General features: G+C 73.0%; 12 protein-coding genes. 7 read left to right on the top strand and 5 right to left on the bottom strand.

Features of this window, described 5'->3' with window-relative positions:
- Window positions 1–89 precede the first annotated feature (89 nt).
- Window positions 90–485 carry a nuclear transport factor 2 family protein gene (locus LQ326_RS26695; protein ID WP_234540477.1) on the bottom strand — a complete coding sequence of 132 codons (396 nt, stop codon included), beginning with the start codon at window positions 483–485 and terminating at the stop codon, window positions 90–92.
- Between the two features lie 63 nt (window positions 486–548).
- Between LQ326_RS26695 and LQ326_RS26690 the strand changes: the two genes are divergently transcribed.
- The 4 genes from LQ326_RS26690 (at window position 549) to LQ326_RS26675 (ending at window position 6,723) form a co-directional block, all read left to right on the top strand.
- Window positions 549–1,127, top strand: a complete 579-nt coding sequence (locus LQ326_RS26690; RefSeq protein WP_234540406.1) for a PadR family transcriptional regulator — start codon at window positions 549–551, stop codon at window positions 1,125–1,127.
- A gap of 95 nt (window positions 1,128–1,222) precedes the next feature.
- On the top strand, window positions 1,223–1,393 hold the full coding sequence (locus tag LQ326_RS48795; RefSeq protein WP_372496959.1) for an Orn/Lys/Arg family decarboxylase: 171 nt from the start codon (window positions 1,223–1,225) through the stop codon (window positions 1,391–1,393).
- A gap of 268 nt (window positions 1,394–1,661) precedes the next feature.
- Window positions 1,662–3,953 (top strand): catalase, encoded by a 2,292-nt coding sequence (locus tag LQ326_RS26680; RefSeq protein ID WP_234540405.1) that lies wholly within the window; start codon window positions 1,662–1,664, stop codon window positions 3,951–3,953.
- Between the two features lie 721 nt (window positions 3,954–4,674).
- Complete coding sequence (locus LQ326_RS26675; RefSeq protein WP_234540403.1) at window positions 4,675–6,723, top strand: phosphocholine-specific phospholipase C; 2,049 nt, start codon at window positions 4,675–4,677, stop codon at window positions 6,721–6,723.
- A 134-nt stretch (window positions 6,724–6,857) separates the two neighbouring features.
- On the opposite strand, the gene LQ326_RS26670 is transcribed toward LQ326_RS26675, so the two are convergent.
- Together LQ326_RS26670 and LQ326_RS26665 are read right to left on the bottom strand one after the other, a co-directional pair.
- Window positions 6,858–7,790, bottom strand: coding sequence for a DMT family protein (locus LQ326_RS26670; RefSeq protein ID WP_234540402.1), 933 nt, complete (start codon window positions 7,788–7,790; stop codon window positions 6,858–6,860).
- Complete coding sequence (locus tag LQ326_RS26665; RefSeq protein ID WP_234540401.1) at window positions 7,787–8,623, bottom strand: phosphatase PAP2 family protein; 837 nt, start codon at window positions 8,621–8,623, stop codon at window positions 7,787–7,789. The genes LQ326_RS26670 and LQ326_RS26665 overlap by 4 nt, the downstream gene beginning before the upstream one ends.
- Window positions 8,624–8,879: 256 nt before the next feature.
- On the opposite strand from LQ326_RS26665, the gene LQ326_RS26660 reads away from it, so the two are divergent.
- Window positions 8,880–9,494, top strand: coding sequence for a TetR/AcrR family transcriptional regulator (locus LQ326_RS26660; protein WP_234540399.1), 615 nt, complete (start codon window positions 8,880–8,882; stop codon window positions 9,492–9,494).
- A gap of 154 nt (window positions 9,495–9,648) precedes the next feature.
- Here the strand turns inward: LQ326_RS26660 and LQ326_RS26655 are convergent, their stop codons facing one another.
- Together LQ326_RS26655 and LQ326_RS26650 are read right to left on the bottom strand one after the other, a co-directional pair.
- Window positions 9,649–10,749, bottom strand: coding sequence for a DUF2510 domain-containing protein (locus LQ326_RS26655; protein WP_234540398.1), 1,101 nt, complete (start codon window positions 10,747–10,749; stop codon window positions 9,649–9,651).
- Window positions 10,750–10,872: 123 nt separating this feature from the next.
- Window positions 10,873–12,015 carry an anhydro-N-acetylmuramic acid kinase gene (locus LQ326_RS26650; protein WP_234540476.1) on the bottom strand — a complete coding sequence of 381 codons (1,143 nt, stop codon included), beginning with the start codon at window positions 12,013–12,015 and terminating at the stop codon, window positions 10,873–10,875.
- A gap of 384 nt (window positions 12,016–12,399) precedes the next feature.
- On the opposite strand from LQ326_RS26650, the gene LQ326_RS48385 reads away from it, so the two are divergent.
- Both LQ326_RS48385 and LQ326_RS26635 read left to right on the top strand, forming a co-directional pair.
- Window positions 12,400–12,540 (top strand): hypothetical protein, encoded by a 141-nt coding sequence (locus LQ326_RS48385; RefSeq protein ID WP_234540397.1) that lies wholly within the window; start codon window positions 12,400–12,402, stop codon window positions 12,538–12,540.
- A 6-nt stretch (window positions 12,541–12,546) separates the two neighbouring features.
- The gene (locus tag LQ326_RS26635; RefSeq protein ID WP_234540474.1) at window positions 12,547–15,081 is read left to right on the top strand and encodes an ATP-binding protein; all 2,535 of its coding nucleotides are present in this window, start codon (window positions 12,547–12,549) and stop codon (window positions 15,079–15,081) included.
- Window positions 15,082–15,084 lie beyond the last annotated feature (3 nt).

The following is a 15,084-nucleotide window of genomic DNA, read 5'->3' as shown; positions in this document are numbered from 1 at the left end:
ACGCCTCCGGTACCGGGCTCCGTTCCGGACGAGCGCCCGCGGCCGGTCACGGCAAGCGGCCATGCGCCGAGTCCCGCGGCCGGCCGGGGTCACCGCGCGGCGGCGGCCTCCTGGGCGATCTGGTCGAAGCGGGCGCCCATCGCCTCGGACAGCGCCTGCGCGGCCGACAGGGGGCGCACCATCACCGTGAACTCGTCGATCTTCCCGTCCTCGTCGAAGTGCAGGAAGTCGCAGCCCTGGAGCTTCTTGCCGGCGACCGCCGCCGTGAACACGAAGGCGTGGTCGCGGCCGTCCGGGTTCGCGATCTCCCGCACATAGGCGAAGTCCTCGAACACCTGCGACACCGCGCGCAGGATCGCGGCCGTGATCGCCTTGCCCGGATACGGCTTGAAGGCGACCGGGCTGGTGAAGACGACGTCGTCGGCCAGCAGGGCCGCCACGGCGTCCATGTCGCCGTTCTCGACGGCCTCACGGAAGGGGTGCACAGCACGCATGGGGTCCACCTCACCTATTCAAAAAGTTGACTAGGTGCATGCTAGCGTGCACCCATGGCTCTGCGGAATGCGGTGATGGCCGCCCTGCTGGAGGGCGAGGCCTCCGGATACGACCTCGCCAAGGGATTCGACGCGACGGTCGCCAACTTCTGGGCCGCGACGCCCCAGCAGCTCTACCGCGAACTGGAGCGCATGGAGGCCGACGGGCTGGTCACCGCCCGCGTCGTCGAGCAGGAACGGCGCCCCAACAAACGGCTCTTCTCCCTCACCCCGGCCGGTCGTGACGCCGTCCGCGCCTATACGGCCGAGCCCCCCGCGCGGCCGTCCGTGGTCCGCGACGAGCTGCTGGTCAAGGTGCAGTGCGCGGACGCCGGCGACCTCGACGCGGTCCGCGCCGCCGTCGCCGAGCGCATGGAGTGGGCCACCGCCAAACTGGCCCGCTACGAACGGATCCGGCAGCGCCTGCTCGCCGGCCGCTCGGAGGAGGCGTACTTCGCCGAAGCCGAGCGCGTCGGCCCCTACCTCACCCTGCTGCGCGGCATGTCCTTCGAGCGCGAGAACCTCCAGTGGGGCGACCTGGTACTGCGCAGACTCGCACAGCGGGCGGCGGTCCATAGTCAACAAAGTGACTGACTCTCCGCGCCGACGACGACGAGACCGAGAAGATCCTCCTCGACGCCCTGCACGCCCTGGTCGAGAACGCCGGCTCCCTCGGGCACCGGCAGTGGGTGCACCTTCCCGAGCCACCCGCGCTGGAGCCGGAGCAGGCCATGCTGCCGCGTGACGCCTTCTTCGCCGCGGCCGAGCACGTGCCCGCACAGCGGGCGGCGGGCCGGATCGCCGCCGAGATGATCAGCCCGTATCCGCCGGGCGTGCCCGTGATCGCCCCGGCGAGGTGATCACCGAGGAGGTCCTCCACTACCTGCGCAGCGGCGCCGACCACGGCGTCCTCGTCCCGGACGCCGCCGACCCGTCGCTGCGCGAGCTGCGCGTGGTACGGCGCTGAGCCGTCGGCCACCACCGGACCGGTGTGATCCGATCGCGGAATCCGTGCCTGGACCGCGGCCGCCCGGGTACGCGGGCGTAGCCGGTTCAGGGGGTGTCCGCGCTCAGAGAACAGCAGGCCGCGACGTACGGCGGCCCGCCAGATGCGAAGGAGTGGTACCGATGGGCGAGACCAACCCCCTCAAGCGAGCGGCAGACAAGGTCGCCGACACCGTCCGGGGCGAGTACGCGGGACCCGCCGACGGGATTCCGGGCAAGCCCGGCCCCGAGTCACCCACGGTCGCGGAACCGACCGAGCCCCGTGACCCGCTGCCCCCGAAGCCGGACCAGAGCGGCCCGGACACCTACTCGCCGACCGGGCAGCCGACCGGCGCCGACCAGGCCCGGACGGCACAGGCGGAGCCCTACCTGACCGACGCCCAGGGGCATCGCCGCCCCGACACCGACCACTCGCTCAAGGCGGGGCCGCGCGGTCCCGTCCTCCTGCAGGACCACCACCTGCGCGAGAAGGTCATGCACTTCGACCACGAACGGATCCCGGAGCGCGTGGTGCACGCCAGGGGCGCCGGCGCGCACGGCGTCTTCCGCAGCTACGGCACGGCCGCCACGGTCACCAGGGCCGCGTTCCTCGCCGCCGAGGTCGAGACACCGGTCTTCGTGCGGTTCTCCACCGTGCTGGGATCCAGGGGATCGTCCGACACCGTCCGTGACACCCGCGGCTTCGCGACCAAGTTCTACACCTCCGAGGGCGTCTTCGACCTGGTCGGCAACAACATGCCGGTCTTCTTCATCCAGGACGCCATCAAGTTCCCGGACATCATCCACGCCGGCAAACCCCACCCGGACCGGGAGATCCCGCAGGCGCAGAGCGCCCACGACACCTTCTGGGACTTCGTCACCCTGCACACCGAGGCCACCCACCACACCCTGTGGAACATGTCCGACCGGGGCATCCCGCGGTCCTACCGCACCATGGAGGGCTTCGGCGTCCACACCTTCCGCATGGTCGACGCCGACGGCGCGAGCACGCTGGTGAAGTTCCACTGGAAGCCGAAGCTCGGCGTGCACTCCCTGGTCTGGGAGGAAGCGCAGATCGCCAACGGCGTCGACCCCGACTTCCACCGCCGGGACCTGGCCGACGCCATCGAGGCCGGCGCCTACCCACAGTGGGAGTTCGGCATCCAGACCTTCCCCGACACCGCGGACCAGACCTTCGAGGGCATCGACCTCCTCGACCCCACCAACCTCGTCCCCGAGGAACTCGCCCCGGTGCAGCCGATCGGGCTGCTCACCCTCGACCGCAACCCGTCCAACTACTTCGCCGAGACGGAACAGGTCGCCTTCCACGTCGGCCACCTCGTCCCCGGCATCGACATCACCGACGACCCGCTGCTCGCTGGCCGCCTCTTCTCGTACCTCGACACCCAGATCACCCGCCTCGGCGGCCCCAACTTCGCCCAGCTGCCGATCAACCGGACGCACGCCCCCGTCAACGACATGCTGCGCGACGGCATGCACCAGACCGCCGTGCACCGGGGTGTCGCCCCCTACCGGCCCAACTCCCTCGACGGCGGCTGCCCGTTCGCCCCGGGCGCCGACCTCGGCGCGTACGTCGAGACGCCCGTCCCGGTACCGGAGTCCCACAAGACCCGGCAGCCGCCCGAGACCTTCGCCGACCACTTCAGCCAGCCACGCCGGTTCTGGCTCAGCATGAGCCCGGTGGAGCGCGAGCACATCATCGGCGCCTACACCTTCGAACTCGGCAAGTGCTACGAACAGGCGGTCAGGGAACGCGGGCTCCAGGTGCTCGCCAACATCGACCCGGAGCTGTGCGCCCAGGTCGCGGCCGGTCTCGGGCTGTCCGCGCCGGCGCCGACCGTGCCGCTCGCCGACGTCGAGCCCAGTCCCGCCCTGTCCCAGGTCGGGCGGACCTGGCCCACCGACGGGCGGGTCATCGGCATCGTCACCGGCCCGGACGGCGACCTCGACGGCGTGCAGGCCGTGCGCGAGGCCGTGGTCCAGGCCGGCATGGTGCCGCTGGTCGTCGCCCCGGCCGGCGGCACACTCAACGGCAGCGGCGGCAACGGGGACGGTGCGGTGCCGGTGCAGCGCACCTACGCCACCGCCCGGTCCGTGGAGTTCGACGCCCTCCTGGTCGCCGGCACCCCGGGGCTGGGCACCGACGCGTACGGCGCCCGGGACGCCAAGGCGGGCACGGCGAACGGACAGGGACCCACCCATGACCCGCGGGTGGCCCTGCTGCTCGACGAGACCTTCCGGCACGGCAAGGCGATCGGCGGCTGGAAGGGCGCCGAGGCCGCCCTGGAAGCGGCCGGTGTGCCCGCCGACGCGGCCGGCGTGGTGGTCGGCGACAGCGGTACCTCGACGCTGCAGCAGGTCGTCGCCCTGCTGGGCGAGCACCGGGTCTGGGCACGCTTCCCGGCCGAGGTGTGAGTCCCTGAACCACATCGTCCTGTGCGCCCGGCCCCGTCCCGGGGCCGGGCGCACACCCGTCCTGGGCCCGGGCAGGGCGGCGGCCGTCACCAGGCGGCCGCGCCGGGGAGCCGCGCCGGGCTCTTGACGTGGCTGTCCGTCGGCGAGGAGCCACGGCCGGCTTGGACCGGATGCCTTCGGTGCAGTCCTCGTCGGTCACCGTCTCCGCGTGCTCCTGGTACCGCACGGCGACCTGAGCCGGCGAAGGCGTCCGCCACGCAGGACCGCACGCCCGGCGTGGAGTGCGTGCGCACCCCCTGCGCGCCCCAGGTGCCGGCCGGATCTCGTACGCCCGCGCACCCGGATCCGCCGCGCCCGGACTCCCCGCGGCACATGTCGTACGCACGCGCCGTCGGCGGCGTCGACGGCCCGGGGGCCCCGGGTCATGCGCCGTGCGCACCGGGAGCCGTCCGACGAAACGCACCGCCTTCCGCCGAAAAGGGCCGTGTGGCCGAGCGCCGTCGTCGCCGTGGCCGCGCTCACCCGCACCGGCCGCTCCAGGAGACGGCGACGGCCATGTCGCCTCCTCCCGCCCGCCGGCTACTCACCCCACGTACCGCCGACTTTCACATCGGCGCCACCTGACCCTTCCCTGACGTTCGATGACCTTGGAAAACTCGCACCGCGCACAATCCGCCCTGTTCCGGCCATCCCGTGCGTCAGGATGAGAGGTCGCTTCCCCATGCCCGAAGTCAACCGGCGCCGATTTCTACAACTCGCGGGCGCCACAACGGCGTTCACCGCGCTGTCCAACAGCATCCAGCGCGCCGCCGCGCTGCCCGCGAACCACCGCACGGGGTCGATCGAGGATGTCGAGCACATCGTCGTCCTGATGCAGGAGAACCGGTCCTTCGACCACTACTTCGGCACCCTCAGCGGCGTCCGCGGCTTCGGGGACCCGCGTCCGGTCACCCAGAACGACAAGTCCGTCTGGAAGCAGTCGGACGGCAGCAAGGACATCCTGCCCTTCCACCCGGACGCCGACGACCTGGGTCTCGCCTTCCTCCAGGACCTCCCGCACGGCTGGAACGACACGCACACCGCCGTCAACGGCGGCAAGTACGACAAGTGGGTGCCGGCCAAGGGCTCCACGACCATGGCGTACCTGAACCGGGACGACATCCCGTTCCACTACGCGCTCGCCGACGCCTTCACCGTCTGCGACGCCTACCACTGCTCGTTCATGGGCTCCACCGACCCGAACCGCTACTACATGTGGACGGGGTACACGGGCAACGACGGCCAGGGCGGCGGTCCGGTCCTCGGCAACGACGAGGCCGGCTACAGCTGGACGACGTACCCGGAGCGCCTGGAGAAGGCCGGCGTCTCCTGGAAGGTCTACCAGGACGTCGGCGACGGCCTGGACGCGGCCGGCGGCTGGGGCTGGATCCAGGACGCCTACCGCGGCAACTACGGCGACAACTCGCTGCTCTACTTCAAGCAGTACCAGAACGCCCAGCCCGGCGACCCGCTGTACGACAAGGCCCGCACCGGCACCGACGCGACCAAGGGCGAGGGCTTCTTCGACCGGCTGAAGGCCGACGTCAAGGCGGGCAAGCTTCCGCAGATCTCCTGGGTGGTCGCCCCCGAGGCCTTCACCGAGCACCCCAACTGGCCCGCGAACTACGGCGCCTGGTACCTCTCCCAGGTCCTCGACGCGCTCACCGCCGACCCCGCCGTCTGGGCGAAGACGGCCCTGTTCATCACCTACGACGAGAACGACGGCTTCTTCGACCACCTGATCCCGCCGTTCCCGCCGTCCTCCGCGGCGCAGGGCAAGTCCACGGTCGACCCGAGCCTGGACCTCTTCAAGGGCAACGCGAGCCACCCCGCCAGCGCCTACGGCCTCGGCCAGCGGGTCCCGATGCTCGTCGTCTCGCCGTGGAGCAAGGGCGGTTACGTCTGCTCCGAGACGCTCGACCACACCTCGATCATCCGGTTCATGGAAGCCCGCTTCGGCGTCCACGAGCCCAACATCTCGCCCTGGCGGCGTACCGTCAGCGGCGACCTGACCTCCGCGTTCGACTTCTCCCGCAAGGACGTCAAGCCGGTCACGCTGCCGTCCACGGACGGCTACCGGCCGCCGGACGACAAGCGCCACCCCGACTACGTGCCCACCCCGCCCGCGAACCCGTCGCTGCCCAGGCAGGAGCGCGGCTCGCGGCCCACCCGGCCGCTCAGGTACGCCCCGGTGGTGGACGGCTCGCTGGACCCGGCGGCCGGCAGGTTCACGCTCACCTTCGCGTCGGGCGCGCAGGCCGGTGCGGCCTTCCTGGTGACCTCCGGCAACCGCACCGACGGTCCCTGGACCTACACCACCGAGGCCGGCAAGTCCGTCTCCGACACGTGGAACTCGGTGTACTCGGGCGGCTCGTACGACCTGACCGTGCACGGTCCGAACGGCTTCCTGCGCACCTTCCAGGGCTCCGGTACGGTGGCGGGACCCGAGGTCACCGCCCGGCCGCACGGCGACGACATCGAGCTGGCCTTCACCAACAGGGGCGGCGGCACGGTGAAGCTGAAGGTGGCCGACGGGTACGGCGGCCGGGGGCGCACGTTCACGGTGCGTGCCGGGGCCGTGGTGAAGCACATCGTGCACCTCAACCACAGCGAGCGGTGGTACGACCTGACGGTCACCTCCGACGCCGACGCGAGATATGTGCGGCGGTTCGCCGGCCACGTGGAGAACGGGCGGCCCGGGGTGAGCGACCCGGCGATCATCACGGTCTGAGCGTGCGCCCGAGGGGGCGCGGGGGACCGCTGTGCGGCGGCTGCGGCTTGCTCGTGGCCGGTCGCGCCCGCGCGGCGGAGCCGCATTTCGACTACGGCCCCGCGCCCCTTTCGGGCGCCCGGTGGACGGGGTGTTCAGAGGGACGTCAGCTTTTTCGGCCCCGTCCTCTGCCGGGGGACCAGTGTCGGGTCCAGGGCCAGGACCGCCGCCACCGGGTGTTCGTCGTCCAGTCCGACAGCCGGTGGCGGCGGTGCCACCCGGGTGAGCAGGAACACGCCGCGGGACGCCAGGCCGGCGCCCGTGAGGGCGAGCAGGACGCCCCAGACTCCGCCCTGCAGTCCCTGGCCGAGCAGGGCCAGGCCGATGACCGCCGCCGCCAGCGGGTTGGCGAGGGTGACCAGCGCGAGCGGGGCGCCCAGGCCGCCGCGGTAGGCCGTCTGGGAGAGCAGCAGGCCGCCCACCGCGAAGGCGGCCACCAGGAGGGCCACCACGATCACCTCGGCGCTCAGAGCGGGGCCCGAACGGTCCGTCGCCGCCACCGTCACCGTCTGGGTGAGGGCGGACGCGACGCCCGAGGCGAAGCCGGACGCGGTGGCGTGCCGGAGGCCCGGCCGGGTGCCGGGGCGGGAGAGGACACCGATCAGGGCGGCCGTCGTACCGGCGACGGCGAGCGCCTCGGTGAGGCTCAGTACCTGGTGCGGCGCCGGACCCGAGGCCGTGACCAGGAGGGCGCCGAGGCCGAGCAGGGTCAGGGCGGTGCCCCGCCACTCGGCCGCGGTGACCCGGCGGCCGGCCGCCCGCGCGCCCAACGGCACGGCCGCGACCAGGGTGAGTGCGCCCAGCGGCTGTACGAGGGTGAGCGGGCCGTACTTGAGGGCGACGACGTGCAGCAGGGCGGCGCCGGCGTTCAGGCCCACCGCCGCCCACCAGGCGCCGCTGCCGAGCAGCCGCAGCAGACCGGTGGCCGAGGTCCTCGACGCGAGCCGTTCCTGGGCGACGGCGGCGGCGGCGTAGGCCACGGCCGAGACCAGCGACAGCGCGACGGCGACGACGGCCGCGGTGCTCATCGGTCCGCCCCCACCAGGGAGGGCGCCCCGGAGACGAGGTGCCGGGTGCCGCGCCCGGCCGTGGTGGCCGTGTGGTGCTGCGGCGAGCCGAGCGAGGCGGGGGTCCCCCCGGACGAGGTCCGGGGGCGGATCAGGGCGAGGGCGGCGCCGAGCATCGCGGCGGCGACGATCGAGTCCAGCCAGTAGTGGTTGGCGGTACCGACGATCACGAGGAGGGTGATCGCCGGGTGCAGCAGCCACAGCCAGCGCCGGCGGGACCGGGTGGCGACGATCAGGCCGATCGCCACCATCAGAGCCCAGCCGAAGTGCAGGGAGGGCATCGCCGCGAACTGGTTGGAGAGGTGGTCGCTGGCGGGCGGCCCGTAGACGGAGGGGCCGTAGACGCGGGCGGTGTCGACCAGGCCGGTCGCGGCCAGCATCCGGGGCGGTGCCAGCGGGAAGGTGAAGGGCAGCACCAGGGCGGCCGCGGTGACCACGGCGAGGACCCGGCGGGCCCAGACGTAGTGCGCGGGCCGCCGCAGGTAGAGCCAGGCCAGGAAGGCCAGCGTCGCCGGGAAATGAACGGTGGCGTAGTAGGTGTTGGCCAGGTGGACGAGGGTGTCGCCGTGCAGCAGTGCGGACTGCACGCCGACCTCCGAGGGCAGGTGCAGCGTCCGTTCCAGGTCCCAGATCCGGTGGGCGTTGTGCAGGGCCTCGGCGGTATGGCCGGTGGCCAGTTGGCGCCCGAACTTGTAGACGAGGAAGAGCCCTGCGACGAGCAGGAGCTCACGGACGAGCGGCGGCCGGGCTATCGCGCCCGGCTCCGCCGCTGCCGGCTCGGACTGGGATCTCATCCCAGGCCCCCTCACTGACGATGGTGCTGTGCGAGTCCCGGGCGGTGGCCCGAACTCTTCGATACGGAAGCGTACCGATACGGAACTGTACCGATACGCAGCTGTACCGATACGAGACTGTACCGATACGGTCGTGTACCGGTACAGTGGCGTATCGATAGACGTAGGCCACACTGGTTGTAGGTTTCCGCGACGGCCGAACGGCGGGCGGGGCGGAAGTGATCGGCAAGTGATGCGCGAGTGAGGAGAAGAGCACATGACGTCGCAGGCCGCGGACGGACCGGAGACGGTCGCAGCCTCGCGCCGCTCCAAGATCACGCCGGAGCGTGAGCGGGAGTTCTTCGAAGCTGTGCTCGAACAGATCCGCGAGTGTGGCTACGACTCCGTCTCCATGGAGGGGATCGCCGCCAGCACCCGGTGCAGCAAGTCCACCCTCTACCGGCAGTGGAAGACGAAACCGCAGTTCGTCGCGGCCGCGCTGCGGGCCAACCGTGAGGTGCGCTTCGCCGGCGTCGACACCGGGTCACTCGCCGGGGACCTGCGCGAGGTGGCGCGGGTCGCGGGTGACTGGTCCCGCAAGGACACCAGGCTGCTCGCCGCGCTGGGGCACGCGGTGCACTCGGACGAGGAACTTGCGCAGGCGCTGCGCGAGGCACTCGTCGAACCCGAGATCGCCGCGCTCCAGGAGATCCTGCAGCGCGGTGTCGTGCGCGGCGAGGTGCCCGAGGGGCATCCCGCGCTGGACTACGTGCCCGCCATGATGTTCGGCGTCCTGCGGGTGCGGCCCGTGCTCACCGGCGAGTACGCCGACGCCGACTATCTCGTCCGCTTCGTGGAGGCCGTCGCGCTGCCCGCACTCGGACTGGCCTAGGACCCAGGCCGCCGTCCACGGGATGACTGGACGGTGACCTGCTCGCGCCGCACCGTGGGGACGGGGGCGGCGCGCACCCCCCGGCCGGGTGGGGTGCCCCTTTGAGCGGAGGGGCGCTCCACCCGGCCGACTGCTGTCCGGGGACCGGCGCAGCTCAGACGTTCGAACCGTTGCCGCTGCCCGAGGACACCTTGATGCCGCTCGTGATGGTGTCGATGACCGACTCCTGCTGACCGACGTCGACGCCGAACCGGACCACGACCATCTGCCGGGCGTTCGCGGGCGACGGGAAGGCCAGCGACTCGACGTAGCCGTCGGCGCCCTTGCTGGTGATCGCCTTCCAGCGGACCATGTACCCCTTCTGCCCGGCCACCGTGACCGCCTTGGAGGCCAGCACCTGGTGCGAGGTGATCGAGCCGTAGCTCTTGCCGCCGTACGAGTTCCGCGCGTTGGCCGAGATGTCCGCCTTGGCGACCTCCTCGGCCGTGTCCCCCTTGGTGCCCAGCAACACCGCGGGCGCCGAGTAGGCACCGCCGGCGGTGCAGGTCTGCGAGGTGTCGCCCGGGCACTTGTAGGAGTCGTCGGAGCTGACGTTCGCGCCGTAGTTGATCGTCTGCCCGGTCCAGCCGTCCGGCACCGGGACGCTGATGGCGTTGACCGGGTCCGGCACCCTGCCGCCGCCCTTGATCTTCGGCGCCTCGGACTGGCCCGGCGACGGCGACGCGCCCCCGTCGGTGCCACCGGAACCCGACTCGCCGCCCGACCCGCCGAACGGGAAGCCCTGGCCGCCGTTCTGCCCCTCGGGGCCGCCCTGGCCGAACCCGCCCTGGCCCTGCTGCGAGGCCTGCTGACCGCCGTTGTCGCCGCCGTCGGCGGTGAGCGCCCACACGCCCACCCCGATGGCGGCCAGCACCGCCACGGCGACACCGACGGCAACGCCGGTACGCAGTCCGCGCCTGGCGGGGGCCGGCGGCGCCGGGTACCCCGGATGACCCGGGTACGCGGGGTAGGACCCGTCGGCCGGGTACGCCGGGTGTGCCGGATACGCCGGGTGTGCCGGGGTGCCCCCCTCGGCCGGGAAGGCCTGCTCGGCCCCGTCGGCCGGCGGCTGCGGCGGGGGACCCCAGTCCGCGGCCGACCCGGCGGGCCGGGTCCGCTCCGTCCAGGCCTTGCCGTCCCACCAGCGTTCGGTCGCCGGACCGTCACTTGTCTGCCCGGGATCGGGATACCACCCGGGAGGAGTCACCTGCGTCATGCCCCCACCGTATGAGGCATCGGTGAAAGTCGGATGAGAGGATCCGGCGATGTTCGCGCGAGGCGGTCCGAACGTGGCCGATACCCGATCCGGCGCGGTCCGGACGAGGTGGTCCGGCCCGCCTCATTCGATCCGCAGCCGCACCGGCGGCCCCGGTGCCGGCGGCGGGAGGCGCAGGCCGCCGCGGCCCGGCGTCAGGGAGCCGAGGACGCTCGGGTGGCGGGCGCCGGTGGCGGTCGGGGCCGTGCCCGCGACGCCGTGCGCGGTGAGGAAACCGAGGACCGCGAAGGCGTACGCCTCCTTCGCCGCCGCGGGCAGGCCGAGTTCGTCGGAGACGCGCACCGGGATCCCCGGGAGCAGTCCGGCCAGCATCCGCATGAGCACCGGGTTGCGGGTGCCGCCGCCCGACGCGATCACCTCCGTCGCCGCCACGCCCCGCACCGCCTCCGCCACCGTCCGGGCGGTCAGCCCCGTGAGGGTCGCCAGCGCGTCCTCGGCCGACAGGCCCGCCGGCGCCCGCCAGTACCCGGCGTGGAACAGCTCCTTGCCGGTCGTCTTCGGCGCGGGCAGCGCGTAGTACGGCTCGGCCAGCAGCTCGTCGAGCAGCGGCTCCTGCGGGCGGCCGCGCGCCGCGAGCGCCCCGTCCACGTCGTACGCCAGCCGCCCGCCGGTGAACTCCCGGACCGCCGCGTCCAGCAGCGCGCACCCGGGCCCGGTGTCGAAGGCCGTGCCGTCGGGCGCGGTGAGGTTGGCGATCCCGCCGAGGTTCAGCGCCACCGGCGTCCCCGGCCGGCCGCGCAGCCACAGCAGGTCGACCAGGCTCACCAGCGGAGCCCCCTGGCCCCCGGCGGCCACGTCGCGCGGCCGGAAGTCGGAGACCACCGGCAGCCCCGTCGCCTCCGCGATCCACGCCGGCTGCCCGAGCTGAAGAGTGCCGTGCACCCGGCCGTCCGTCACCCAGTGATAGACCGTCTGCCCGTGCGAGGCCACCAACTCGGCACGGCCGCCGCACAGTTCGCGATCAGCGCGGACCGCGGCCGCCGCGAACGCCTGACCGATCCGGGTGTCCAGCAGACACACCCGGGCCAGCGGCACCGCGGCCGGTGGCAGCGACCCCGCGAGGGCCTCCCGCAACTCCTCGTCGTACCGCGTGCTCACCATCCCCAGCGGCTTCAGCAGCAGCGTGCCGTCCAGCAGCCGCAACTCGGCCGCCGCCGCGTCCACCGCGTCGTACGACGTCCCGGACATCAGGCCGATCACCAGCACTGTCCCAACCCGCCTCTCGACCCGCCTTCTCCGCGGCGACCCGAGCAGCGCGAGGGCGCTGACCGCGCGGGTCGCCGCCGCGTGGCAGCCGGGAACGTCGGGGTTCCCGGTGCGCCGCACCGTCTTCGTGATGATGAGGCCCGCACCGCCCGGGAACCCGGCATTGGACAGGACGTAGGCGAGTCCGAGGAGGCGCGGTGACGTTCGTGCGCTGTTGACGGTCTCGACGTGCGCGAACGCTGGTGGCGAGGCTCCCGCGTCGTCCGGGGCGAACCCGCTTTCACCCGTCGCGGCAACTGCTGTCCGGACCCGCCTCCGGACCGTCAACCGGACGACTAGGCTCGTGGTCTGTACGTCGTTCGGGCGACTTGGGGAGGTAACGCGATGACGGAGGAGCAGCCCCCGGGAGGCGCCTCGGCCCCTCTCTGGGAGCGCGAGGAGGAGACAGCCGTCGTCACCGAGGCGCTCGACGTCCTGTGCGCCGACCGTTCCACCTCGGGAAACCTGCTGGTGCTGCACGGCTAGGCCGGGATCGGCAAGACCGCGCTGCTGGCCGAGACCCGCCGCATCGCCGAACGCCGTGGCTGCACCGTCTGGTCCACCCGAGGCGTCGAGACCCTGCGCAGCGTGCCCTTCCACGTGGTACGGCAGCTGCTCCAGCCCGCCCTGGTCTCTCTGCTGCCCGAGGAGGCCCGCGAGTACCTCGGCGACTGGTACGACATCGCCGGCCCCGCCCTCGGGCTGACGGACCCCGGCGACCGCCGGGCCGACCCGCAGGGCGTCTGCGACGGCCTGGTCGCGGCCGTCCGCCGGCTCGCCAGACGCGACTGGCCGCTGGTCCTGCTGATCGACGACGCGCACTGGGCCGACCAGGAGACCCTGGCCTGGCTCGCCGCCTTCGTCGAACGCCTCGACGACCTGTCCGTGCTGGTCCTGGTGGCCCGCCGCCCCGGCGGGGTCAGCGGCGACAGCGCCCGCCACCTCGACGCCGTGGCCGCCGCGGCCGGCCGCCCCGTCCGCACCATCGACGCCCTCACCCCGGACGCCACCGCCGGCCTGACCCGCGCCACCCTCGGCGAGCACGCCGACGCCCCGTTCTGCCGCGAGGTGTGGGCCGTCACCGGCGGCAACCCCTACGAGACCGTCGAACTCCTCGCCAAGGTCCAGGACAGCGAGGTCGAACCCGTCGAGGCCCGGGCCGGTGAACTGCGCGCCCTCAACCGGTCGGCCAGAGGCGGCGGACTCGTCACCCGCCTCGAAGGCCTCGGCGTCGACGCCACCCGGTTCGCCTGGGCCGCCGCCATCCTCGGCACCGGCATCTCCGTCGACCTCGTCGCCCAGCTCGCCAGCATGGCCGTGGACGACGCCGAGCGCTGCGCCGAACTGCTGCGCACCGCCCGTATCCTCACCGCGCCCGACCCGGCCGGCTCCCGGTCCCACACCGGTGAGCTGGAGTTCGTCCACCCGCTGATCGCCACCGCCGTCTACAACTCCATCCCGCCCGCGATGTGCACCGCCATGCACGGCATCGCCGCCCAGATCGTCATCGACGACGGCCGTGGCATCGCCGAGGCCTCCCGCCATCTGCTGAAGGTGCACCCGGACGACGACGAGGAACTCGTCGAACAGCTGCGGGACGCGGCCAAGGAACACCTCGCCGTCGGCGCCCCGGACGCGGCCCGCCGCTGCCTCGAACGCGCCCTGCGCGAACCGCCCCTCCCCGAGGTCCACGCGCGCGTGCTCTACGAACTGGGCTGCGCCACCCTGCTCACCAAACCCGTCGTCACCATCGGCCATCTGCGAAGCGCCCTCGGCATGTCCGGCCTCACCGGTCCCGAGCGCGTCGACGCCGTCTTCCGGCTCTCCCAGGCCCTCCTCCACAACGACCAGCTGGAGGACGCGGTCCGCACGGTCGAGGCGGAGGCCGCCCGGCACGAGGAGGGACCCGCGAAACTCCGCCTCCAGGCCGTCCAGTTCATGTGGGAGGGCATCGCCGGCGAGGCCGTCTCCCCGCGCAGCTCCGAACGGCTCGCCGACCTCGCCGCCCTGTGCACCGGCCGCGACAACTCCGAGCGCGCCCTGCTGATGCTGCGCGGCTTCGACCTGCTCATCCAGGGCGAGAGCGCCGAGGAGGTCGTCGAGCTGTGCGACCGCGCCCTCGTCAACGGCCGGCTGGCACCCGGCCTCGGCTGGACGGACACCGAGTGGGGCATGGAACTCCTGCTGATGCTCGCCGGCTCCTACGTCTACACCGACCGTCTCGACCGCGCGGAGAGCCTGTACAACGAGGCCCTGCGCGCCTACGAGACCGCCGGCTGGAGCGGCGGCCACCTCGCCCTCGCCCATGCCTACGTCGGCCTCGGCCACCGCAGGCGCGGCCGGCTGCGGGACGCGGAGACCTCGCTGCGGGAGTCCCTGCGGATCGCCGAGCGGGTCGGCCGCCGGCTGCCCCTGTACTGGACCGCCACCTGCAACCTCGTCGACACGCTGCTCGCCCGCGGCCATGTCCAGCAGGCCTGGGAGACCGCCGAACAGTACGGCTTCGCACCGCCGTACCCGTCCACCATCGTCATGCCGGACCCGCGGTCGGTGCGCGGCCGGCTGCTGCTCGCCGTCGGCCGCACGAAGGAGGCGGTGAACGAACTGGAGGCGGCGGAGAAGGCGGCCGCCACCCGCGGGCACTCCAACCCCGTGGTCGTGCCCTGGGCGCTCGACCTCGCCCGGGCCCTCGCGAACGAGGACCCGGCGCGGGCGGCGCGACTGGCGAGTGACGCGCGACGGCAGGCCGAGCGGTTCGGCACGGACACGGCGATCGGCGAGGCGCTGCGGTGCGCCGCCGCGCTGGAGACCGGGCAGCGACAGGTGCGGCTGGCCTCGCAGGCGGTGGCCTATCTGGAGGCCTCGCCCTGCCAGTACGAGCATGCGGCGGCGCGGGTGGAGTACGGGATCGCCGCGCGGTCGGTGGCCGAGCTGAACCGGGGGCTGGCGCTGGCCCGGTCGTGCGGGGCGGACGGGCTGGTCGCTCAGGCCCGGGAGGTCCTGGACACGGGCCGCGGGCTGCGTTGACGG

The organism is Streptomyces shenzhenensis, assembly GCF_021462265.1.
Classification (GTDB): Bacteria; Actinomycetota; Actinomycetes; order Streptomycetales; family Streptomycetaceae; genus Streptomyces; species Streptomyces shenzhenensis.
The sequence above is the reverse complement of the archived record's forward strand: the minus strand, read 5'-3'. Positions and strand labels throughout refer to the sequence as shown.